Below are 23,472 nucleotides of genomic sequence, written 5' to 3' on the forward strand. Positions count from 1 at the left end.
TTAGTAAGCGCTTTCAGTCCCCTTGCTCGCCTCTCCCTCCTGGAGACCGCCATGCACGACGAACGCCGTCGCATCGAGGAACGCGTCGCCCGCCTCCACGACCAGCGCATCAAGCCCGCCGTCTACGCGGCCCGCGTCCCCTTCGAGGTGGCGGCCTGGCAGGCGCCCGGGGAACCGGTCCCCTTCGCGGAGGCCGCGGCCGCCCCGTACACGCCGTTCGCCATGGGCACTCCGTGGGGCCCGCCCTGGGGCACGACCTGGTTCCGGATGCGGGGCGAGGTGCCCGCCGACTGGGCCGGCCGACGGGTCGAGTCCGTCATCGACCTCGGCTTCGTCGGCGACTGGCCCGGCAACCAGGCCGAGGCGCTCGTCCACCGGACCGACGGCACCCCGCTGAAGGCGGTCAACCCGCTCAACCAGTACGTGCCGGTCGCCCGCCCGGCCGCCGGCGGGGAAGCCGTCGAGTACCTGGTGGAGGCCGCCTCCAACCCGGACATCCTCGCGAACGAGTTCACCGCGCCCACCCCGCTCGGCGATGTACGGACGGCAGGCGACCGTCCACTGTATACATTCCGCCGCGCCGACCTCGCCGTTCTCGACGAGGAGGTCTGGCACCTCGACCTCGACCTCCAGGTGCTGCGCGAACTGATGCGGGAACTGGGCGAGCACGACCCGCGCCGGCACGAGATCACCCACGCCCTCGACCGGGCCATGGACCTGCTCGACCTGGACGACGTCGCAGGCTCCGCGACCGCCGTACGCGAAGCCCTGAAGCCCGCGCTCGCCAAACCCGCCCACGCCAGCGCGCACATCCTGTCCGGCGTCGGCCACGCGCACATCGACTCCGCCTGGCTGTGGCCGATCCGCGAGACCAAGCGCAAGACGTCCCGCACCTTCTCCAACGTCACCGCGCTCGCCGACGAGTACGGGGAGTTCGTCTTCGCCTGCTCCCAGGCCCAGCAGTACGAATGGGTCCGGGACAACTACCCCCACGTGTGGGAGCGGATCAAGAAGTCCGTCGCCAAGGGCCAGTGGGCGCCGGTCGGCGGCATGTGGGTGGAGGCCGACGGCAACCTGCCCGGCGGCGAGGCCCTCGCCCGCCAACTCGTGCACGGCAAACGGTTCTTCATGGACCACTTCGGTATCGAGACCAAGGGCGTCTGGCTGCCGGACTCCTTCGGCTACACCGCCGCCTACCCGCAGCTGGCCAAGCTCGCCGGCAACGACTGGTTCCTCACCCAGAAGATCTCCTGGAACCAGACCAACACCTTCCCCCACCACACCTTCTGGTGGGAGGGCATCGACGGCACCCGGATCTTCACCCACTTCCCGCCCATCGACACCTACAACGCCCGCTTCAGCGGCGAGGAGATGTCCCGGGCCGTGCGCAACTACGCCGAGAAGGGCGGCGCCGCCCGCTCCCTCGCCCCCTTCGGCTGGGGCGACGGCGGCGGCGGACCCACCCGGGAGATCATGGAACGCGCCCGCCGCCTGAAGGACCTGGAGGGCTCGGCGAAGGTCGAGATCGAGCACCCGGACGCCTTCTTCGCCAAGGCCCGCGCCGAGTACCCGGACGCGCCGGTCTGGGTCGGCGAGCTGTACCTGGAGCTGCACCGCGCCACCTACACCACCCAGGCCCGCACCAAGCAGGGCAACCGCCGCAGTGAACACCTGCTGCGCGAGGCCGAGTTGTGGGCCACCACGGCCGCCCTGCACGCACCGGAGTACGCCTACCCGTACGGCAAACTGGACCGGTTGTGGAAGACGGTCCTGCTGCACCAGTTCCACGACATCCTGCCCGGCTCCTCCATCGCCTGGGTGCACCGCGAGGCCGAGGCCGAGTACGCCCGGGTGGCACAGGAACTGACGGCGCTCACCGGTGAGGCGATCACCGCCCTGGGCACCGGTGCGCCGCGCGTCTTCAACACGAGCCCCCGCGACCGCGCCGAGGTGGTCCGAACACCCGAGGGCGCGCCGGTGTACGTACAGGTGCCCGCGAACGGCTCCGCGCCCCTGGTCCCGGCCGAGCCGCCGCAGCCGGTGACGGTGAGCGGGCGGTGTATGCAGAATGGGATCGTCCGTGTACAGGTGACTGAAGACGGAACACTGTCTTCTGTATACGATCTACGATCCGGCCGTGAAGTCCTCGCCGGCCCCGGCAACCTCCTCCGCCTGCACACCGACCTCCCCAACTACTGGGACGCCTGGGACATCGACAAGCACTACCGCAACCGCTACACCGACCTGCTGGAGCCCGACTCGGTCACCGTGGCCGAGGAGACCCCCCTCGTCGGCGCGATCCGCGTGGTCCGCTCCTTCGGCAAGGGCTCCCGCATCACCCAGACGCTCACCGTCCGCGCCGGCAGCGCCCGGATCGACATCGAGACGGACATCGACTGGCATGAGACGGAGAAGATCCTCAAGGCGGGCTTCCCCCTCGACGTGCGCGCCGCGCACTCCAGCGCCGAGATCCAGTTCGGCCATGTCCAGCGGCCCACCCACACCAACACCACCTGGGAGGCGGCCCGGTTCGAGGTGTCCGGCCACCGCTGGGTGCACATCGCCGAGCCCGGCTACGGCGTCGCGATCGTCAACGACTCCACCTACGGCCACGACGTCACCCGCACGGTCCGCGAGGACGGCGGCACGACGACCACGGTCGGCCTCAGCCTGGTGCGCGCCCCGCGCGTCCCCGACCCCGAGGCCGACCAGGGCAGTCACCGCTTCACCTATGCGCTGCTGCCCGGCGCGAGCATCGAGGACGCGGTCGCCGAGGGCTACGCCCTCAACCTCCCGCTGCGCGTGGCCGATTCGGCGGGCGAGCCCGAGCCCGTCGTCCGCGCCGAGGGAGAGGGCGTGACCGTCGAGGCGGTCAAGCTCGCCGACGACGGCTCCGGGGACGTGGTGGTCCGGCTCTACGAGTCCCGGGGCGGCCGCGCGAACGGCGTCCTGCGCACCGGGTTCCCGCTGGCCGGAGCCGAGATCACCGACCTGCTGGAACGCCCGCTCGAACCGGCCGGGACCGACGGGAACGCCGTACCGGTGCAGCTGCGGCCGTTCGAGGTGCGGACACTGCGACTGGCAGTGGCGCGTTGACACACCGGTGCACCCCCGCGCCCCGGCAGGGGCGCGGGAAACCGCGCGAGCACGTACCGGCAACGTGCCGTCGGCATGCGGCCTACAGCGGCAGCGCCTCCGCCGCCGAAGCCGTCTGCACGGACATCGGCGCCACCGGCAGCACGACCCCGGCCTCCTCCGACGCCTGCCTCTGCCGTGGGAACGCCGTGGGCAGCAGCGGGCGGGGCCCCGACACCACCGTGTAGTCCTGCCCGAGGAACGGCGGTTCGAGCACGCCCGGGTCCTCGCCGAGGGCCAACCGCACGGCGGCCCACGGGGCGTTCACCCCGCACAGGGACAGCTGGTGCAGGCCCCCGGCCGGCCGCGTGTTGACGTCCAGCAGTACCGGCTCGTCGCCGTACATGCGGAACTGGACGTTGGACAGGTGGTGCAGCCCGAAGCCCTCCGCGATCAGCCGGGCCGGGGCCAGCCAGCGTTCGTCGAGGGTGAAGCCGCGCCGGCGGCCGTTCTTCGTGCGGCCCACCGCGAGCCGCACCCGGTTGTCCGTCCCGGTGAGGACGTCGACGGACACCTCGGGCTGCTCCAGCCGCGGCATCACCAGCCAGTCCACCGGCTCCGGCGCCCGCCGCAGTGCTTCGAGGACCAGGTCCAGCTGTACGTACGGGCCGGGGAAGCCCGCGAGATGGGCCAGCGAGAACGGGGCACGGGTGATCACCCGGAAGCCGACCCCGCCCGCACCGGCGGCCGGCTTGAAGCACGCCTTGTGCCCGGCCGACTCCAACTCCTCGACCGCGGCGAGGAGTTCGTCGGCCGTACGCACCCGCCACCACGGCGGCACGGGGACGCCCACCGAGCGGACGGCCTCGTACGCGGTCGCCTTGTCCTCGAACACGGCCACCGCCTCCGGGGTCGGCGCCAGCAGCGCGGTGCCCGCCGCCGCGAAGTCGGCGCGGTGCGCGACGATCGCCGCCTGGTGCAGCCGGGGCACGAAGACGTCGACGCCGCGCCGGGCGCACTGGTCGAGGGCGTACTCGACGTAGGCGGCCGGGGACAGGCCCTCCGGTTCGAGGTCGGCGGTGTCGGCGGCGGCCAGCACGGGGGAGTCGGGGTCCCCGTGCGTCGCATGGATCTCCACGGCCCGGTCACTGGGATTTCTCCGCAGCTGTTCCATGAAGAAGACGTTCTCCGCGTACGTGCGGTTGAGCCAGACGCGTACGCGAGAGAGCATGCAGGCCGCCTTTCGGGGTTTCCGGGCAGGGCGGAGCGGCCCGTGCCCGGGCAGAAGGAAGGAAGGGACACCGAACAGCCCCTGTGAAGGGGGGACGTTGGGGCGACGGTGTTGGGGCGATCATACGGCTTTCAAGTGCCCGGTCGTGCAACGCCGGGGTTACGGATTCCCGAACCCCCTAGAGTCCCCCAGCCGGGCCCGTGACCCCCTTGTCCGGGATCCGGGAATGTGTTCTTGTGGTCGGGACGGACGATGATCGGAAAGGGGCACGGGGTGGAGCCGACGGCCGGGGCCGGACAGCTGCTGGCCATCAGCGACCTGCACATCACCTATCCGGAGAACCGCGCCCTGCTCGAGGGCATGCGGCCCACGAGCGACGACGACTGGCTGATCGTCGCCGGTGACGTCGCCGAGACCGTGGACGACATCCGCTGGGCCCTCGGCACGCTCGCCGGCCGCTTCCGCAAGGTGCTGTGGGCGCCGGGCAACCACGACCTGTGGACCCACCCGAAGGACACCGTCACCCTGCGCGGCGTCGCCCGTTACGAGCACCTGGTCGCGATGTGCCGCGAACTGGGCGTGGTCAGCCCCGAGGACCCCTACCCGGTGTGGGAGGGGCCGGGCGGCCCGGTCGCCGTCGCCCCGCTGTTCCTCGGGTACGACTACTCCTTCCTGCCGGCCGGCTGCGCCACCAAGGCCGAGGGCCTCGCCTACGCGGAGAGCACCGGCATCGTCTGCAACGACGAGTACCTGCTGCACCCCGACCCGTATCCGACCCGGGACGCCTGGTGCCGGGCCCGGGTCGCCGAGACCGAGCGCAGGCTCGCCGCGCTCCCCGACGGCCTGCCCGTCGTCCCGGCCAACCACTACCCGCTGCACCGGCACCCCACCGAGGTCCTGTGGCACCCAGAGTTCGCCATGTGGTGCGGCACCACGCTGACCGCCGACTGGCACCGCCGGTTCCCGATCGCGACCATGGTCTACGGTCATCTGCACATCCCCCGCACGACCTGGCACGACGGAGTCCGCTTCGTGGAGGTCTCCGTGGGCTATCCCCGTGAGTGGCGCAAGCGTTCGGAGACCCCGGGCAGGCTGCGTCGTATCCTGCCGATGGAGGGCGAAACCGGTGTTCGAGGAGCTGCTCCCGGAGTCGGTCGTGGTCGTGGAGGCACGCAGTGACGACCCGCTGTGGGACGCCCCCCTCCATCCCGAGGAGGAGGCGCTCGTCCAGCGGGCGGTGACCAAGCGCCGCCGTGAGTTCGCCGCCGTCCGCGGGTGCGCCCGGCGCGCCATGGAGAAGCTCGGCGTGCCCGCACAGCCCGTCGTCAGCGGCGAGCGGGGTGCCCCCGTCTGGCCGGCCGGCCTGATCGGCAGCATGACCCACTGCGACGGCTACTGCGCCGCCGTGCTCGCCCGCGACGGCGACCTGGCCTCCGTCGGCATCGACGCCGAACCACACGGGCCGCTGCCCGAGGGCGTCGCCGAGTCTGTCTTCCTGCCGGCCGAGTCCGGACGTCTCGCCCTGCTCGCCGCGCGGCGGCCCGGCGTGCACTGGGACCGGATCCTGTTCAGCGCCAAGGAGTCCGTCTACAAGGCGTGGTTCCCCCTCACCCGCAAGTGGCTCGACTTCTCCGAGGCCGACATCGTCCTGCACCCGGACCCGGACGGCGCCGACCGCGGCACCCTGCACGCCGAACTCCTCGTCCCCGGACCCCAGGTCGACGGCCGCAGGCTCCAGGCCTTCGACGGACGGTGGGCCGTACGGGACGGGTTCGTGGCCACCTCCGTGGTCGTACCGCACGCGTGACGTCGCACTGCACGCGTGACGTCGCACTGACCCGTGCGTCGTACGCATGCGTGACGCCCGGGTGGCGGTGCCCGTACGGCCCGGCGCGCGCTCATGCGGGCGGGCACCAGTCGCGCAGCAGGCGGAAGAAGTCCTCCTCGTTGCCCGCGAGGCCCGCCCGGGCCAGGGCCTGCTCCGCCTCGGCCAGCACGGCGGGCGGCACAAAGGCGGGCCGGCCGCCGTCCGGCGGGCCGTCGAAGGCGGCGCGGACGGTGTGCAGCAGCCGCAGGTAGGCCTGTACGGCGGTGCGTTCACGGTCGGTCAGTACGGCGGTGGGCATCGGTCGGCTCTCCCCGGGTAGGCGTCGCGGTGTGCGCCCCGCGGCGGGCGCACACCACCAGCTTGCCGCCCACCACTGACAACGCCCTCCGGCCGCACCCCGGATCGCCCGCTCGGCGCAGTCCGGACCCCACGGCCCCGGCGCGCGGCGCCCCGTTGGGCCGGGCGCGGCGGTGTCAGCCCTGCGAACCGGGGTAGCACGGGCTCGCCTCGATCCGGCCCGCCACGTCGCCGCGCCGCACCGGACCGCGCAGCGCCGAACCGGTCGGCCGGGTACGGCACTTGCGGGCCAGGAGGAGCCCGAAGGTCTCGGCCTGCCGCTCCTCGGCGTGTTCGAAGCGGGTGCGCGCCGCGACCCGCCGCACCGCGGCCCGGAGCGCGCCTGGTCGGTGTCGTGGCCCAGCCGGGTGACCAGCCCGACCTTGCCGACATGGTGCCCGCGGTGGTGCGCCCGCGTGTGCCACAGCTCGTGCCCGAGGACCACCGACTGGCGTGCGGGGAAGGTGCGTTCCTCCGCGACGACGTACGGAGGCGGACCGGGCGGCCGCGGCGCAGGTTCATCTCCTCGCGCGGCGCGCGGTACGGCTACCGTGGCGGCGCCGGCACGGCAGCGCCGGCCCGCCCACCAGTTCGCCGCACATCCGGCGCATGTCCCTGCCGGTGCCCACGGTCCTGCCCAGGTTCACGACTCGGGCCGTTTGACGCTCTCCAGGAGCATGTCCAGCCACTCCGCGACCTTGTCCCGGTGCTGGTCCGTCGGCAACTGCGCCGCCCGCCAGGCGATTCCGCGCACCCCGTGGTCCTGGAGCAGCCGCTCCAGCGGGTCCTCGGCGGCCGAGGCGGCGGCCCGCTCCCGGTCGGCGAGCTTCGTCAGCAGTTCCTGCTCGGTGCGTTGCAGCGCGCCCGCCAGTGCCTCGGGGTCCTCGGCGGTCAGGAAGCCGGCGTGCACCCGGAAGAAGCGCTGGAGCGCGTCGCAGTGCTCCATGGTGGGCCGCCGGTCGCCGTTGATGAGGGCACCGGCCTGCTGCCGGGACATGCCCGCACCGTCGGCTATCTCCTGCTGGGTGTACTTGCGGCCGCCCGGCTTCAGCCGGGTGCGGCGCAGCAGGCCCAGGCGCTGCAAGAAGCGTGCCTGGACATCAGGTTCGCCCGCGGGGCGCCCGCTGAGCAGGGCCTTGACCACCGGCTCGGGGACGCCGCAGGCCACGGAGAGCCGTCCGACGCAGAAGACCTCGCAGTGCGGCACACCGAGTCGGTCGGCGAGCGCGGTGACGCGGGCGACGACGGCCGGCAGCTGGGCGGTCGCCGTGGCGCCCGGATCCTCGTAGCCATCCGTCACCGACAGAACTCCTACGTCTCTCGAGGGTTTCCGATGCGTCCGTGCGTCCCGGATGCGTCCGTGTTTCCCGGCTTCTCCTGAGCGGTCGCCGTGATGTTCCCGGAGAGTAGCCGGTGCCTCGAACTCACATCCAGGTGTCGCCACAACTGTGGCGAATTTCAGCCGTCAACAGGCAGGAAATGCCACGATAGTTGACATCCCACAGGACCGAGTCGCAGGATCGCAGGGGCCGCGTCAGGCCGCAGAGGCAAGAGGGGTGACCTCCCGATGGCACATCAGGCAGGAGGGCAGCGGCCGGCACCGCGGCCCGTCCCCGATGCGTGCGACACCCAGGCATATCTCCAGGACTACGCCGTACTGCTGGAATCGCTCGCGCTGCCCTCCCTGGTCGTGGACCACCGCTGGGACGTGGTCATGGCCAACGGCGCCTACGCCACACTCTTCCGCGGTGTGCGCCCGCATCCGACGGCCATGCCCGGGGACAACTTCCTGCGGTTCGTGCTCTTCCACCCGGACGCGGCCGAGGTCCTCGGCGAGCACGAGCCGGGCTGGTGCCTGCCGATGCTGGCGCACCTGAGGACCGCGCTGGAGACGTACGGCCACGACCACGAACTCCAGGCCGTCCGCCGGGACATCGCCCAGGACCCGATCATGGAGGCCGCCTACCGGCAGGGCCTGCCGCACTGGATGCGGGCCGTCGGCGAGCACGCCACCCGGCTCGACGGCGCCGTCCGGCTGCTGCACCACCCCGACCCGCGCCGGGGCCCCACCGAGTGCCGGATCGTCGACGAGACCCCGCAGGCCCTGCGCGAGGTCGGCTACCGGCGCCTGACGATGGTCCTGCGCGACGCCCGCCGCCCCGCGGCCCCCGTGCGCCGCCCGCGGCGCGCACGCGGTACGGCGGCCCACCTCACGGTCGTACCCGCACCCCAGGACTGACCCGGCACCGCCGGTGTTCAGGTCACCGGCGGCGCCGGGTCGGCATCACCAGATCGAGGAGCACCGGGTCGGGGAGCGCCAGGTCGGGGAGCGCCAGGTCGGAAGTGCTCATTCCCTACGCAAGTCGTTTGCATTGCTTGCGCTACGCTTGCGTTCATGACGCGACGACTTGCGGAAGTGGCGAAGAAGGTCGGGGTCAGTGAGGCCACGGTCAGCCGGGTGCTCAACGGCAAGCCCGGGGTCTCGGACGCCACCCGGCAGGCGGTGCTGGCAGCGCTCGACGTCCTCGGCTACGAACGCCCCACCCAGCTGCGCGGCGAACGCGCCCGGCTCGTCGGCCTGGTCCTGCCGGAGTTGCAGAACCCCATCTTCCCCGCGTTCGCCGAGGTCATCGGCGGCGCGCTCGCCCAGCTCGGGCTCACGCCGGTGCTGTGCACGCAGACCAAGGGCGGTGTGTCGGAGGCGGACTACGTCGAGCTGCTGCTGCAGCAGCAGGTCTCCGGCGTCGTGTTCGCCGGCGGCCTGTACGCGCAGGCCGACGCCCCGCACGACCACTACCGGCTGCTCGCCGAGCGCAACATCCCCGTCGTGCTGGTCAACGCGGCCATCGAGCACCTCGGTTTCCCCCGCGTGTCCTGCGACGACGCCGTCGCCGTCGAGCAGGCCTGGCGGCATCTGGCCTCCCTCGGCCACGAGCGCATCGGCCTCGTCCTCGGCCCCGGCGACCATGTGCCCTCGGCGCGCAAACTGGCCGCCGCGCGTGCGATCCGCCCCGATCTTCCGGAGGAGTTCGTGGCGCGCGCGATCTTCTCCCTGGAGGGCGGGCACGCGGCGGCGGCCCGGCTGATCGACCGCGGGGTGACCGGCATCGTCTGCGCCAGCGACCCCCTCGCGCTCGGCGCGATCCGGGCCGCGCGCCGCAAGGGGTACGACGTCCCGGGCCGGATCTCGGTCGTCGGCTACGACGACTCCGCCTTCATGAACTGCACCGAGCCCCCGCTGACCACCGTCCGCCAGCCCATCGAGGCCATGGGCCGCGCGGCCGTCGAGCTGCTGAACACGCGGATCGGCGGCACCGCCGTACCCGCCGAAGAGCTGCTGTTCGAGCCTGAGTTGGTGGTCCGCGGCTCGACCGCGCAGGCCCCGCGCGACTGAGTTCCGGGCACGGATCGAGAAGATCCGAAGCGCTGTCGAATAATTACAGAGTTCACGCGACATCTTGCGGCACGATGTCGGCGGTGCTTGAGTGTGCGGCGCCCACCGCTCCTGCCACGAGTGCCATCAGGGGGTCCACCGATGAGAAGCACCGGGTTCCGCCGTACCGTCGTCGCGATCGGCGTCTGTTCCTCGCTCGCCCTCGCCGCCACCGCCTGCGGGTCCGGCGGCGACGGCTCGGCGAGCGGCACGACCCGCATCACCGTCAACTGCGAGCCGCCCAGGAGCGCCAAGGTCGACCGCGGCTTCTTCGAGGCGGACGTCGCCTCCTTCGAGAAGCAGAACCCGGACATCGACGTCGTCGCGCACGACGCCTTCCCCTGCCAGGACCCGAAGACCTTCGACGCCAAGCTCGCCGGCGGCCAGATGGAAGACGTCTTCTACACCTACTTCACCGACGCCCGGCATGTCGTGGACATCCACCAGGCGGCCGATCTCACGCCGTACCTGAAGGAGTTGCCGTCCTACGACACCCTGCAGAAGCAACTGCGGGACATCTACACCGTCGACGGAAAGGTCTACGGTATACCGCGTACCGGATACAGTATGGGGTTGATCTACAACCGCACACTCTTCCAGAAAGCCGGCCTCGACCCCGACCGGCCGCCCACCACCTGGGACGAGGTCCGCGCCGACGCCAAGAAGATCGCCGCCCTCGGCGGCGGCACCGTCGGATACGCCGACTACAGCGCACAGAACCAGGGCGGCTGGCACTTCACCGCCGAGCTGTACTCACAGGGCGGCGACGTCGTCACCCCCGACGGCAAGAAGGCCACCATCGACACCCCCGAGGCCCACGCCGTCCTGCAGAACCTGCACGACATGCGGTGGACCGACGACTCCATGGGCAGCAAGCAGCTCCTCGTCATCAACGACGTGCAGCAGATGATGGGTTCGGGCAGGCTCGGCATGTACCTCGCCGCCCCGGACAACATCCCGATCCTGGTCAAGGAGAAGGGCGCGCACTACGACGATATCGCCATCGGCCCCATGCCCGGCGGCAAGGGCACGCTCATCGGCGGCGACGGCTACATGTTCAACACGCACGACACGCCCGCCCAGATCCGCGCCGGACTGAAGTGGCTGGACCACATGTTCCTCACCCCCGGATCGGGATTCCTCGGCGACTACGCCCGCGCCAAGCAGCACGACGCCCCCGTCGGACTGCCCGAACCACGCCTGTTCACCGGCGCCGCCGACGCCAGGGACCAGCAGGCCAAGAAAGCCAACTCCAATGTCCCGGTGGGCAATTACCAGGCCTTCCTCGACGGCGGCCAGCACCTGGCGATGAAGATCGAGCCGCCGGACGCCCAGCAGATCTACTCCGTCCTCGACTCCGCCGTCTCCGCCGTCCTCACCGAGAAGGACGCCGACATCGACCAGCTCCTGAAGGACGCCTCCGGCAAGATCGACAGCATCCTGGCCCGGGGCTGAGAGCGATGACGAAGACGGCCGAACGGCGGCCCGTGCCGAGGGCCGCCGACCTCCCGGACCCGGCGCCGCCCCCGGCAGGGCGCCGGAGGCGGCGCCGGATCGCCGACCAGGCCCGCGCCTACGCCTTCCTCCTCGGCGCCCTCGTCTGCTTCGCCCTGTTCTCCTGGTACCCGGCGGTCCGCGCGGTCGTCATCGCCTTCCAGAAGTACACACCCGGCTCGAAACCCCAGTGGGCCGGCACCGCCAACTTCACCCGCGTCCTGCACGACCCCGAGTTCGGCGCGGCCTGGCGCAACACGCTCGTCTTCACCCTGCTCGCCCTGCTCATCGGCTTCGCCGTCCCCTTCCTCCTCGCCCTCGTCCTGAACGAACTGCGGCACGCCAAGGCCTTCTTCCGGGTCGTGGTCTATCTGCCGGTGATGATCCCGCCGGTGGTCAGCGCCCTGCTGTGGAAGTGGTTCTACGACCCCGGGGCCGGCCTCGCCGACGAGGCGCTGCGCTTCCTCCACCTGCCCACCTCGAACTGGTCCAACGGCACCGACACCGCCCTGGTCTCCCTGGTGATCGTGGCCACGTGGGCCACCATGGGCGGCACCGTCCTGATCTACCTCGCCGCCCTGCAGTCCATCCCCGCAGAGCTGTACGAGGCCGCCGAACTGGACGGCGCGAACCTGCTCCAGCGCATCCGGCACGTCACCGTCCCGCAGACCCGGTTCGTCATCCTGATGCTGATGCTCCTTCAGATCATCGCCACCATGCAGGTGTTCACCGAACCGTTCGTCATCACCGGCGGCGGCCCCGAGAACGCCACCGTCACCGTCCTCTACCTCATCTACAAATACGCCTTCCTCTACAACGACTTCGGCGGCGCCTGCGCCCTCAGCGTCATGCTGCTGGTCCTGCTCGGCGCGTTCTCCGCCGGCTACCTCCGGCTCACCCGAAGCGAGGGGGACACGGCATGACCACCCGGACCCTGATCTCCCCGGCCACCCTCGCCCGCCCGCGCGGCAGGGCGCTCTACTGGACCGCGTTCACGGCCGTCGTCGTCCTCTTCGTGCTCGCCTTCCTCTTCCCGGTCTACTGGATGGTCACCGGCGCGATGAAGTCACCCGACGAGGTGGCCCGGACCCCGCCGGCACTCGTCCCGCACCACTGGCGCCTCGGCGGCTACACCGACGCCTGGGACCTGATGCAACTCCCGCAGCACCTGGGGAACACCGCCGTCCAGGCCGCCGGCGCCTGGGCGTGCCAGCTGGTGTTCTGCACGGCCGCCGCCTACGCCCTGTCCCGCCTGCGACCGGCCTTCGGCAAGGTGATCCTCGGCGGCATCCTCGCCACCCTCATGGTCCCGGCGCAGGCCCTGGTCGTACCGAAGTACCTGACCGTCGCCGATCTGCCGCTGATCCACACCAGTCTGCTCAACGACCCCCTCGCCATCTGGCTGCCGGCCGTCGCCAACGCCTTCAACCTCTATCTGCTCAAACGGTTCTTCGACCAGTTGCCGCGCGACGTCCTGGAGGCCGCCGAGATCGACGGCGCCGGGAGACTGCGCACCCTGTGGTCGGTCGTCCTGCCCATGTCCCGGCCCGTGCTCGGCGTCGTGTCCATCTTCGCGCTGGTCGCCGTCTGGCAGGACTTCCTGTGGCCGCTGATGGTCTTCTCCGACACCGACAAGCAGCCGATCAGCGTGGCCCTCGTCCAGCTGTCGCAGAACATCCAGCTCACCGTGCTCCTCGCCGCGATGGTGATCGCCAGCATCCCGATGGTGGCGCTGTTCCTCGTCTTCCAGCGGCACATCATCGCCGGGATCAGCGCGGGCAGCACCAAGGGCTGACACCGCCGTACCGCCGACAGAAAGGGAAGCCCCGTGGGACAGCCCACCCCTGCCCGCAAGGACCGCGACTGGTGGCGCACCGCCGTCATCTACCAGGTCTACGTCCGCAGCTTCGCGGACGGCGACGGCGACGGCACCGGCGACCTGGCGGGCGTCCGCGCCCGGCTGCCGTACCTCGCCGGACTCGGCGTGGACGCCCTGTGGTTCAGCCCCTGGTACCGGTCGCCGATGACGGACGGCGGCTACGACGTCGCCGACTACCGCGCCATCGACCCGGCCTTCGGCACCCTCGCCGAGGCGGAGAAACTCATCGCCGAGGCACGCGAGTCGGGCATCCGCACGATCGTCGACATCGTGCCCAACCACGTCTCCGACCGGCATCCGTGGTTCCGGGCCGCGCTCGCCGCCGGCCCCGGCAGCCCGGAGCGCGCCCTGTTCCACTTCCGGCCCGGGCGCGGCACGCACGGCGAACTCCCGCCCAACGACTGGCCGTCACAGTTCACCGGCTCCACCGAACCGGTGTGGACCCGGCTCCCGGACGGCGACTGGTACCTGCACCTGTTCACCCCCGGGCAGCCGGACCTCAACTGGGCCCACCCGGCGGTCCGCCGGGAGCACGAGGACATCCTGCGCTTCTGGTTCGAGCGGGGCGTCGCCGGCGTCCGCATCGACTCGGCCGCCCTGCTCGCCAAGGACCCGGACCTGCCCGACCTGGCCTCGCGCCCGCACCCGCACCCCTTCGTCGACCGCGACGAACTCCACGACGTCTACCGCTCCTGGCGGCGCCTCGCGGACGCGTACGACGGCGTCTTCGTCGGCGAGGTCTGGCTCCCCGACGCCGAACGCCTCGCCCGCTACCTGCGCCCCGACGAACTCCACACCGCCTTCAACTTCTCCTTCCTGTCCTGCCCCTGGGACGCGCCACGCCTGCGCACCGCGATCGACACCACCCTCGCCGAGCACGCCCCCGTCGGCGCCCCGCCCACCTGGGTGTTGTGCAACCACGACGTCACCCGCACGGTCACCCGCTACGGCCGTGCGGACACCGCCTTCGACTTCGGCACCAAGGCCTTCGGCACGCCGACCGACCTGATCCTCGGCACCCGGCGGGCCCGGGCCGCCGCGCTGCTGTCGCTGGCGCTGCCGGGATCGGTGTACGTGTACCAGGGGGAGGAACTGGGGCTGCCGGAGGCCGAGATCCCGGTCGCCCGCATACAGGATCCGATGTACCACAGATCGGATGGAGCGGACCCCGGGCGCGACGGCTGCCGGGTGCCGCTGCCGTGGGTCGACGGTATGCCGTATGCGGGATTCAGTACACAGGATCCGTGGCTGCCGCAGCCGGTCGACTGGACATCGTATGCGGTCGACCGTCAACAGCGGGACCCCGACTCCATGCTCTCCCTCTACCGCGAAGCCATCGCCCTCCGCCCGGTCTTCGGTGACGCCTCCCTGACCTGGCTGCCCGCCCCCGACGGTGTGCTCGCCTTCGCCCGAGCGGAGGGCGCGGTATGCGTGGTGAACCTCGCGCCCACGCCCGCCGTCCTCCCCGCGCACTCCCGACTCCTGCTGAGCAGCGGTCCGCTGGACGAGGCGGGCCGGCTGCCGCAGGACACGGCGGCCTGGCTGCGCGTCTGAGCCGGTCGCGTACGAGCTGTCTCCCGCACCCCACCCCGAAGGGATCAGCACATGCACACCAATAGCGTCCGATATGTCAGGCGCATGCCAACCTTGGGCGCGGTGGTCGCCCTCGCAGCCGGCATGCTCACCGCCGTGGCGCCCGCCGCGCACGCCGCCGTCTCGGGAGCCGCCCTGCCCTTCACCTCCGTCGAGGCCGAGTCGGCGACCACGACCGGCACCAGGATCGGCCCCGACTACACGCAGGGCACGCTCGCCTCGGAGGCCTCGGGGCGGCAGGCCGTCCGGCTGGCGGCGGGGCAGCGAGTGGAGTTCACCGTGCCGCGTGCGTCCAATGCGGTGAATGTCGCATACAGCGTCCCGGACGGTCAGTCCGGATCGCTCGACGTGTACGTCAACGGCACCAGGCTCGCGAAAACCCTTCCGGTCACGTCGAAGTACTCCTACGTCGACACCGGCTGGATCCCCGGCTCCAGGACGCACCACTTCTTCGACGACGCCCGGATGCTGCTGGGCCAGGACGTGCAGCCCGGCGACACGGTCGCGTTCGTGGCGACCGGTACACAGGTCACGGTCGACGTCGCCGACTTCGAGCAGGTCCCGGCCACCGCCACGCAGCCCGCCGGCTCGGTGTCCGTCGTGGCCAAGGGCGCCGACCCCACCGGCGCCGGCGACTCCACCCAGGCCTTCCGGGACGCCATCGCCGCCGCCCAGGGCGGCACCGTGTGGATCCCGCCGGGCGACTACCGGATCACGTCCTCGCTCGGCGGCGTACAGAACGTGACCCTTCAGGGCGCGGGCAGCTGGTACTCGGTCGTGCACACCTCCCGTTTCATCGACCAGTCCAGCTCTGCCGGCAACGTCCACATCAAGGACTTCGCGGTCATCGGCGAGGTCACCGAGCGCGTCGACTCCAGTCCGGACAACTTCGTCAACGGTTCCCTCGGCCCGGACTCGTCCGTCTCCGGCATGTGGATCCAGCACATGAAGTGCGGCATGTGGCTGATGGGTGACAACGACAACCTGGTGGTGGAGAACAACCGCATCCTCGACACCACCGCCGACGGCATCAACCTCAACGGCTCCGCCAAGGGCGTCGTCGTCCGCGACAACTTCCTGCGCAACCAGGGCGACGACGCGCTCGCCATGTGGTCGCTCTACTCCCCGGACACGAACTCCAGCTTCGAGAACAACACGATCTCGCAGCCCAACCTCGCCAACGGCATCGCGATCTACGGCGGCACCGACCTCTCCGTGAAGAACAACCTGATCTCCGACACCAACGCCCTCGGCAGCGGTATCGCGATCTCCAACCAGAAGTTCCTCGACCCCTTCTCCCCGCTGTCCGGCACCATCACCGTCGACGGCAACACCCTGGTCCGCACCGGCGCGATGAACCCCAACTGGAACCATCCGATGGGCGCGTTGCGCGTCGACTCCTACGACAGCGCGATCAACGCCACCGTGAACATCACCGACACGACGATCACCGACAGCCCGTACAGCGCCTTCGAGTTCGTCTCCGGCGGCGGGCAGGGCTACCCGGTGAGGAACGTCGACGTGACGGGCGCGACCGTGCGGAACACCGGCACCCTCGTCGTCCAGGCCGAGGCGCAGGGCGCGGCGACCTTCAAGAACGTGACCGCCACCCAGGTCGGCGCCGCCGGCGTCTACAACTGCCCCTACCCGGCGGGCTCCGGTTCCTTCGCCCTGACCGACGCCGGCGGCAACTCCGGCTGGAACAGCGCCTGGTCGGACTGCTCCACCTGGCCGCAGCCCGGGCAGGGGAACCCCGACCCCGACCCGAACCGCAACCTCGCGAAGGGCCGCCCGGCGACCGCCACCGGCTCCCAGGACGTCTACACCCCCGGCAAGGCGGTGGACGGCGACGCGAGCTCCTACTGGGAGTCCACCAACAACGCCTTCCCGCAGTCCTGGACCGTCGACCTCGGCTCGCCCTACGCGGTGCGCCGGCTGGTGCTGAAGCTGCCGCCGTCCTCGGCGTGGGGCGCACGCACCCAGACCGTCACCGTGCTCGGCAGCACCGACGGCTCGTCGTACGCCACCGTCGTCGGCGCCCAGGGCTACCGCTTCGACCCGGCCACCGCAAACACCGCGACCGTGTCCCTGCCGGACGGCACGAACCTGCGCTGGCTCAGGCTGACCGTCAGCGCCAACTCGGGCTGGCCCGCAGGGCAGTTCAGTGAGGTGGAGGCGTATCTGACGAGCTGACGGAAGGTTTCAGAGATCCAGTGCCGGGCGGGTGCCCCGGCACCGGGACGCGCAGGTCATCATCCTGTCACCGGCCGCCCGTTCCTCCTCGCCGAGGACCGGGTCCCGGTGGTCCCGGGTGCCCTCGCGTACATCCGTGTCACAGGTGCCGCAGGCCCCCTCGGTGCAACCCGCACACCGCCTGCGTCGCCCCCTACCCGGTGCTGGAGCAGAAACGACGCGTTTCTGGGCCGGCAGTACACACAGGTGCCGGTGCGGTCGTAGGCGAAGCCGTGACGGCCGCAGACGATCCGGTTCCGGTCGAGGCGGTCTCGAGGGAGCGGACAGCGGCGGGGACCCATCGGTCGTGCAGCGCGACCGGGCTGCCGTCCTCCTCGGTGCGGTAGAGGGCGAGCGGCTCACCGAGGATGGTCCGGCCGGGCGGCGCGGGCCCGGCCTCGTGGCTGTGGGCGGCGACGTACCACTGGTTTCTCGCGATGGCGGTTGCACGGGGCATCGGGCCGGCCCCTGTCTGTCGTGGTGGTGGCATCGTCGGGGAGCGTCCGGCGGGGCCGCGACGCTCCTTCCGGCTGACGGAAACCTCCTGCGTCGTGGCGGATCAGCGCCGTCCGCGCCGTCTGCCAAGTCGCGTACGCTGGGCGTCAGTACGAGGTTGGGTTTGGCTGAGTGAGTGTGGGGGTTGTGGATGGCTGTCGGTCGGGTGATCCGTTTCGACGGGATGCGCGGGTACGGCTTCATCGCGCCGGAGCAGGGTGGGGAAGACGTTTTCCTGCATGTGAACGACTTGCTGATCCCCGAGTCGTCCGTGCGCTCGGGGCTGTCGGTGGAGTTCGAGATCGAGAACGGCGGACGGGGGCTGAAGGCCTCGTCCGTCCGGTTCGCACAGGAGCAGGGGACCGGGCCGGCGCGGCCGGCCGAGAGCGTCACCGGGACTCCTGAGGCTGCCGCGGTCTTCGCGGCTCCGGTGAGTTCCGTGGCTCCGGCGAGTTCCGTGGCCCCGGGGAGTTCCGCGGCTGCCGGGGAGGGCCAGGAGCCGATGTGCGACGTGCTCGGCTCGGCCGAGTACACGCGCGAGGTGACGGAGCTGCTGCTGACCTCCGTCCCCGATCTGACGGGGCAGCAGATCATCGCCGTACGACGGCAGTTGGCCCTGTTCGCCAGGCGGCACGGCTGGATCGAGGACTGACCGGACACCCCGGTCCCACGGTGCGGGCTGCCCCGCACGTGCGCACACCATGTGAGGAGAAGGACGCAATGACCACCGAGACGCTGGAGTTCCAGGCCGAAGCGCGGCAGCTCCTGCAGTTGATGGTCCACTCGATCTACTCGAACAAGGACATCTTCCTGCGGGAGCTCATCTCCAACGCCTCCGACGCCCTGGACAAGCGCCGTCTGGCCGGCCTCACCGACGACCGTCTGCGCGGCGAGGACCCGCACATCGCCGTCGAGGCCGACAAGGACGCCCGCACGCTGACCGTGCGTGACAACGGCATCGGCATGACCCGCGAGGACGTCGTCGGACTGATCGGCACCATCGCCCGCTCCGGTACGGCCGAGACGCTGCGGCGGATGAAGGAGAAGGCGAAGGGGAGCGAGAAGGAGAGCGGGGAGAGCGCCGGATCGGCCGAGCTCATCGGCCAGTTCGGCGTCGGCTTCTACTCCGTCTTCATGGTGGCCGACAAGGTCACCCTGCTCACCCGCAGGGCCGGTGAGGAGACCGGTGTGCGCTGGGAGTCGGACGGCGGTGGCACCTACACCATCGAGACCGTCGAGGACGCCCCGGAGGGCACGGCGGTCACCGTGCACCTGCGCCCGGCGGACGAGGAGGACGCCCTCCACGACTACGTCGACGAGTGGAAGATCCGGGAGATCGTCAAGCGGTACTCCGACTTCATCGCCTTCCCGATCCGGATGGGCGACGACACCCTCAACTCGATGAAGGCCCTGTGGGCGCGGCCGCGCTCCGAGGTCGCGGACGAGGAGTACCGGGAGTTCTACCGGCACATCAGCCACGACTGGACCGACCCGCTGGAGACGATCCGGATGCGGGCGGAGGGCACGTTCGAGTACGAGGCGCTGCTGTTCCTCCCCGCGCGTGCCCCGCACGACCTGTTCCAGCGCGACGCACGCCACGGCATCCAGCTGTACGTCAAGCGTGTGTTCATCATGGACGACACGCGTGAACTCCTGCCGTCCCACCTGCGGTTCGTCAAGGGTGTCGTGGACGCGGCCGACCTGTCGCTGAACATCTCCCGCGAGATCCTCCAGCAGGACCGGCACATCCAGCTGATCCGGCGCCGTCTCGCCAAGAAGGTCCTGTCCACCGTCAAGGACCTGATGACGAACGACGCCGACAAGTACCGCACGTTCTGGCGGGAGTTCGGCCCCGCGGTCAAGGAGGGCCTGCTCGACGCGAGCGAGGACCACCAGGCCATCCTCGACATCGCCTCGTTCGCCACCACCGCGGGCGACGAGCCGACGAGTCTCGCCGACTACATCTCCCGGATGAAGGACGGCCAGGACAAGCTCTACTTCATGACCGGCGAGAGCCGCGCCCAGGTCGAGAACTCCCCGCACCTGGAGGCCTTCAAGGCCAAGGGGTACGAGGTCCTGCTGCTCACCGACCCGGTGGACGAGGTCTGGGTGGACGCGGTGGGCGCCTACGACGGCAAGGAGTTCCAGTCCGTCGCGCGCGGCGCCGTCGACCTGCCCGCGGGCGAGGACGAGGAGCTGTCCGAGGAGAAGTCCGGCGCCTACGCGAGCCTGCTGACCTGGCTGGGCGAGACGCTGGACGACGTCAAGGACGTACGGCTCACCACCCGCCTGACCAGCTCGCCGGCCTGCCTGGTCAGCGACGCCGACGGCATCTCGCCGGCGCTGGAGAAGATGTACAAGGCGATGGGCCAGGAACTCCCGCCGGTCAAGCGGATCCTGGAGCTGAACCCCGGCCACCCGCTGGTCAGCGGGTTGCGGGCGGCGCACGAGGAGCGCGTCGACGCCCCGGAGCTGACCGAGACGGCCGAGCTGCTGTACGGCACCGCCCTGCTCGCGGAGGGCGGGGACCTGGCCGATCCGGCGCGTTTCGCCAAGCTGCTCGCCGACCGCCTCGCCCGGTCGATCTGACCGTTACGTCCCGCGTATGCGGTTTCGTCCGCCGGTCATGATCCCAGCCGATCATGACCGGCGGAGCACCTCTCGGACCGCCGAGTTTCACATGGGCGCCATCAGACCCTTCCCTGACGTTTGTTGCTCTTGGAACACTCGCTCCGCGCAGATTCCGTCATTCGCACGACAGCACGACGACCACTCGACGGCATCACGTACGTCAGGACGAGAGGACCAGAACACCCATGGCCGAAGTCAACCGGCGCCGTTTCCTTCAACTCGCGGGCGCGACCACGGCGTTCACCGCACTGTCCGGCAGCATCCAGCGCGCGGCCGCCCTGCCCGCCCACCACCGCACCGGGACCCTCCAGGACGTCGAGCACATCGTCGTCCTCATGCAGGAGAATCGGTCCTTCGACCACTACTTCGGTTCGCTGCGCGGCGTCCGGGGCTTCGGCGACCCGCGTTCGGTCGCGCAGAACGGCACCTCCGTCTGGAAGCAGTCCGACGGCACGAGGGACATCCTGCCCTTCCACCCCGACGCCGACGACCTGGGCCTCGCCTTCATCCAGGACCTTCCGCACGGCTGGAACGACACGCACCAGGCCTTCAACGGCGGCAAGTACGACAAGTGGGTGCCGGCCAAGGGCACCACGACCATGGCGTACCTGACCCGCGAGGACATACCGTTCCACTACGCGCTCGCCGACGCCTTCACGCTCTGCGACGCCTACCACTGCTCGTTCATGGGCTCGACCGACCCGAACCGCTACTACATGTGGACGGGTTACGTCGGCAACGACGGCCAGGGCGGCGGCCCGGTCCTCGGCAACGACGAGAAGGGCTACGGCTGGACGACGTACCCGGAGCGTCTGGAGAAGGCCGGGGTCTCCTGGAAGATCTACCAGGACATCGGCGACGGCCTCGACGCGCACGGCTCCTGGGGCTGGATCCAGGACGCCTACCGCGGCAACTACGGCGACAACTCGCTGCTCTACTTCAACCAGTACCGCGACGCCAAGCCCGGCGACCCGCTGTACGACAAGGCCCGCACCGGCACCGACGCGACGAAGGGCGAGGGCTTCTTCGACCAGCTGAAGGCCGACGTCAAGGCCGGCAGGCTGCCCCAGGTCTCCTGGGTCGTCGCTCCCGAGGCCTTCACCGAGCACCCCAACTGGCCCGCGAACTACGGCGCCTGGTACGTCTCCCAGGTGCTGGACGCACTCACCTCCGACCCGGACGTCTGGGCCAGGACCGCGCTGTTCATCACCTACGACGAGAACGACGGCTTCTTCGACCACGTCGTCCCGCCCTTCCCGCCGGCCTCGGCCGCGCAGGGCAGGTCCACCGTGGATGCCTCGCTCGACCTGTTCAAGGGCGACGCCGGGCACGTCGCGGGCGCCTACGGGCTCGGCCAGCGCGTGCCGATGCTCGTCGTCTCGCCGTGGAGCAAGGGCGGTTACGTCTGCTCCGAGACGTTCGACCACACCTCGATCATCCGCTTCATCGAGCGCCGCTTCGGGGTGCACGAGCCGAACGTCTCGCCCTGGCGGCGCGTTGTCACCGGTGACCTGACCAGCGCCTTCGACTTCTCCCGCAAGGACACCGAGCCGGTCGCGCTGCCGTCCACGGCCGGTTACCAGCCGCCGGACCACAACCGCCACCCGGACTACGTGCCGAAGCCCCCGGCCACCGGCTCGCTGCCCAGGCAGGAGCGCGGTCACCGGCCCACCCGCCCGCTGAAGTACGCGCCGGTGGTGGACGGTTCGTCGGACGCCGGGACCGGCAGGATCACGCTCACGTTCGCCTCGGGGGCGCACGCGGGCGCGGCTTTCCTCGTCACCTCCGGCAACCGCACCGACGGCCCCTGGACCTACACCACCGAGGCCGGCAAGACCCTCTCCGACACCTGGAACTCCGTCTACTCCGGCGGCTCCCACGACCTCACGGTGCACGGACCCAACGGCTTCCTGCGCGTCTTCAAGGGCAAGGGCAGGACGGCCGGACCGGAGGCGACCGCCCGGACCGCGGGCGACCACCTGGAACTCACCTTCACCAACCAGGGCTCCGGCACGGTGCGGCTGAAGGTGACGAGCGGCTACGGCGGCCACCCGGCCACGGTGACCGTCCGGCCCGGCGCGCGCGTGCGGCACACCGTCGACCTCACGGTGAGCAAGCGCTGGTACGACGTTACCGTCACCTGCGAGGGCGACCCGGCCTTCCTGCGCGGCTTCGCCGGACACGTCGAGAACGGCCGGCCCGGCGTCAGCGACCCGGCGATCGCGGCGGAGTGAACGACCGATGAACACCGCTCCGTGCGGGCTGGTCGGGTACCGGTCATATCAGGGTAGTGTGCCCCGGTGACCACGCAATCGAACACTCCTGCAGGCTGGTATCCGGATCCGCACGGAGCGCCCCAGACGCTCCGCTACTGGGACGGCACGCAGTGGACCCAGCACACCAACCCCGCCCAGGCACCCGCAGGTCAGGTCCCGCAGCAGCAGGCCGCGCCCCAGCAGCAGGCCGCACCTCAGCAGTACGGTGCGGCTCAGCAGGCTCCCGGCCCGCAGTTCGGCGCCCCGCAGCAGCAGGGGGCCGACGCCAGGGTGCAGCGCCAGGTGCAGCAGCAGGCCGGGGTCCAGGCGGCCGGTCCGGGCGGCGGCACCCTGTTCACCGAGCCGGTCCTGGTCGTGAACCAGAAGGCCAAGCTGGTCGAGGTGACCAACGAGTACAAGGTCATGGACCAGAACGGCCGCGAGATCGGCGCGGTGACCGAGGTCGGTCAGGGCGTGCTGAAGAAGATCCTGCGCTTCGTCTCCAGCTTCGACCAGTTCATGACCCACAAGCTGGAGATCCGTGACACCCACGGCCAGCCGCTGCTGCTGCTGACCCGGCCCGCGAAGTTCCTCAAGTCCCGGGTCGTGGTGTCGCGCCCGGACGGCTCGGTCGTCGGCGAGATCGTCCAGCAGAACGCGATCGGGAAGATCAACTTCGCGATGAACGCGAACGGCCAGCAGGTCGGTGCGATCAAGGCGGAGAACTGGCGGGCCTGGAACTTCGCGATCGTCGACCACGCGGACAACGAGGTCGCCCGGATCACCAAGACCTGGGAAGGCCTCGCCAAGACGCTGTTCACGACCGCGGACAACTACGTCCTGCAGATCCACTACCAGCTGCCCGAGCCGCTGCTGAGCCTCGTGGTGGCGACGGCCCTGACCGTCGACACCGCCCTCAAGCAGGACTCGCGGGGCTGGAACTGAGTCGGTCCCGACGGGGGAGAAGAATCTCGACGAGTACGAGTACGA

The 23,472-nt window shown here is 70.7% G+C and carries 18 protein-coding genes and 1 pseudogene; 14 read left to right on the plus strand and 5 right to left on the minus strand.

Annotated features, from left to right (window positions below; translation table 11 throughout):
* Positions 1–51 precede the first annotated feature (51 nt).
* Positions 52–3,096: a glycoside hydrolase family 38 C-terminal domain-containing protein gene (locus BIV25_RS43915; protein WP_071378197.1), complete on the plus strand. Its 3,045-nt coding sequence runs from the start codon at positions 52–54 to the stop codon at positions 3,094–3,096.
* 82 nt (positions 3,097–3,178) lie between these two features.
* Here the strand turns inward: BIV25_RS43915 and BIV25_RS43920 are convergent, their stop codons facing one another.
* Positions 3,179–4,306 (minus strand): ATP-grasp domain-containing protein, encoded by a 1,128-nt coding sequence (locus BIV25_RS43920; protein ID WP_071378198.1) that lies wholly within the window; start codon positions 4,304–4,306, stop codon positions 3,179–3,181.
* A 273-nt stretch (positions 4,307–4,579) separates the two neighbouring features.
* Here BIV25_RS43920 and BIV25_RS43925 point away from each other — a divergent pair, with 273 nt between their 5' ends.
* Positions 4,580–5,485, plus strand: a complete 906-nt coding sequence (locus tag BIV25_RS43925; RefSeq protein WP_071378199.1) for a metallophosphoesterase — start codon at positions 4,580–4,582, stop codon at positions 5,483–5,485.
* Positions 5,433–6,113 carry a 4'-phosphopantetheinyl transferase gene (locus BIV25_RS43930; protein WP_071378200.1) on the plus strand — a complete coding sequence of 227 codons (681 nt, stop codon included), beginning with the start codon at positions 5,433–5,435 and terminating at the stop codon, positions 6,111–6,113. Before BIV25_RS43925 ends, BIV25_RS43930 begins: the two co-directional genes overlap by 53 nt.
* Positions 6,114–6,204: 91 nt before the next feature.
* Here the strand turns inward: BIV25_RS43930 and BIV25_RS43935 are convergent, their stop codons facing one another.
* From BIV25_RS43935 to BIV25_RS43945, 3 genes are all read right to left on the minus strand, one after another.
* On the minus strand, positions 6,205–6,432 hold the full coding sequence (locus BIV25_RS43935) for a hypothetical protein (protein WP_071378201.1): 228 nt from the start codon (positions 6,430–6,432) through the stop codon (positions 6,205–6,207).
* Positions 6,433–6,607: 175 nt separating this feature from the next.
* Complete coding sequence (locus BIV25_RS54855) at positions 6,608–6,796, minus strand: hypothetical protein (RefSeq protein ID WP_371273146.1); 189 nt, start codon at positions 6,794–6,796, stop codon at positions 6,608–6,610.
* 317 nt (positions 6,797–7,113) lie between these two features.
* Entirely contained in the window at positions 7,114–7,770 is a 657-nt protein-coding gene (locus BIV25_RS43945; RefSeq protein WP_071378202.1) for a helix-turn-helix transcriptional regulator, read from the minus strand.
* Between the two features lie 267 nt (positions 7,771–8,037).
* Between BIV25_RS43945 and BIV25_RS43950 the strand changes: the two genes are divergently transcribed.
* From BIV25_RS43950 to BIV25_RS43980, 7 genes are all read left to right on the plus strand, one after another.
* Complete coding sequence (locus BIV25_RS43950; protein WP_071378203.1) at positions 8,038–8,709, plus strand: hypothetical protein; 672 nt, start codon at positions 8,038–8,040, stop codon at positions 8,707–8,709.
* A 156-nt stretch (positions 8,710–8,865) separates the two neighbouring features.
* Complete coding sequence (locus tag BIV25_RS43955) at positions 8,866–9,864, plus strand: LacI family DNA-binding transcriptional regulator (protein WP_177235639.1); 999 nt, start codon at positions 8,866–8,868, stop codon at positions 9,862–9,864.
* Between the two features lie 141 nt (positions 9,865–10,005).
* Positions 10,006–11,358 carry an ABC transporter substrate-binding protein gene (locus BIV25_RS43960; RefSeq protein WP_071378205.1) on the plus strand — a complete coding sequence of 451 codons (1,353 nt, stop codon included), beginning with the start codon at positions 10,006–10,008 and terminating at the stop codon, positions 11,356–11,358.
* A gap of 5 nt (positions 11,359–11,363) precedes the next feature.
* Positions 11,364–12,320: a carbohydrate ABC transporter permease gene (locus BIV25_RS43965; RefSeq protein ID WP_071378206.1), complete on the plus strand. Its 957-nt coding sequence runs from the start codon at positions 11,364–11,366 to the stop codon at positions 12,318–12,320.
* Positions 12,317–13,192 carry a carbohydrate ABC transporter permease gene (locus BIV25_RS43970; protein ID WP_071378207.1) on the plus strand — a complete coding sequence of 292 codons (876 nt, stop codon included), beginning with the start codon at positions 12,317–12,319 and terminating at the stop codon, positions 13,190–13,192. Before BIV25_RS43965 ends, BIV25_RS43970 begins: the two co-directional genes overlap by 4 nt.
* Positions 13,193–13,225: 33 nt before the next feature.
* Complete coding sequence (locus BIV25_RS43975; RefSeq protein WP_071378208.1) at positions 13,226–14,830, plus strand: glycoside hydrolase family 13 protein; 1,605 nt, start codon at positions 13,226–13,228, stop codon at positions 14,828–14,830.
* Positions 14,831–14,914: 84 nt separating this feature from the next.
* Complete coding sequence (locus tag BIV25_RS43980) at positions 14,915–17,062, plus strand: discoidin domain-containing protein (protein ID WP_371273147.1); 2,148 nt, start codon at positions 14,915–14,917, stop codon at positions 17,060–17,062.
* 216 nt (positions 17,063–17,278) lie between these two features.
* On the opposite strand, the pseudogene BIV25_RS53885 reads toward BIV25_RS43980, so the two are convergent.
* Positions 17,279–17,558 (minus strand): annotated as a pseudogene (locus BIV25_RS53885) (Rieske 2Fe-2S domain-containing protein); the annotation flags it as partial.
* A 189-nt stretch (positions 17,559–17,747) separates the two neighbouring features.
* Here BIV25_RS53885 and BIV25_RS43985 point away from each other — a divergent pair.
* The 4 genes from BIV25_RS43985 (at position 17,748) to BIV25_RS44000 (ending at position 23,427) form a co-directional block, all read left to right on the plus strand.
* Positions 17,748–18,248 carry a cold-shock protein gene (locus BIV25_RS43985; protein ID WP_071378219.1) on the plus strand — a complete coding sequence of 167 codons (501 nt, stop codon included), beginning with the start codon at positions 17,748–17,750 and terminating at the stop codon, positions 18,246–18,248.
* 68 nt (positions 18,249–18,316) lie between these two features.
* Positions 18,317–20,185 (plus strand): molecular chaperone HtpG, encoded by a 1,869-nt coding sequence (htpG, locus tag BIV25_RS43990; protein ID WP_071378210.1) that lies wholly within the window; start codon positions 18,317–18,319, stop codon positions 20,183–20,185.
* A gap of 227 nt (positions 20,186–20,412) precedes the next feature.
* Positions 20,413–22,461: a phosphocholine-specific phospholipase C gene (locus BIV25_RS43995; RefSeq protein WP_071378211.1), complete on the plus strand. Its 2,049-nt coding sequence runs from the start codon at positions 20,413–20,415 to the stop codon at positions 22,459–22,461.
* Between the two features lie 66 nt (positions 22,462–22,527).
* Positions 22,528–23,427 carry a phospholipid scramblase-related protein gene (locus BIV25_RS44000; protein ID WP_071378212.1) on the plus strand — a complete coding sequence of 300 codons (900 nt, stop codon included), beginning with the start codon at positions 22,528–22,530 and terminating at the stop codon, positions 23,425–23,427.
* Positions 23,428–23,472 lie beyond the last annotated feature (45 nt).

Origin of the sequence: Streptomyces sp. MUSC 14 (assembly GCF_001866675.1) — a bacterium.
GTDB lineage: Bacteria > Actinomycetota > Actinomycetes > Streptomycetales > Streptomycetaceae > Streptomyces.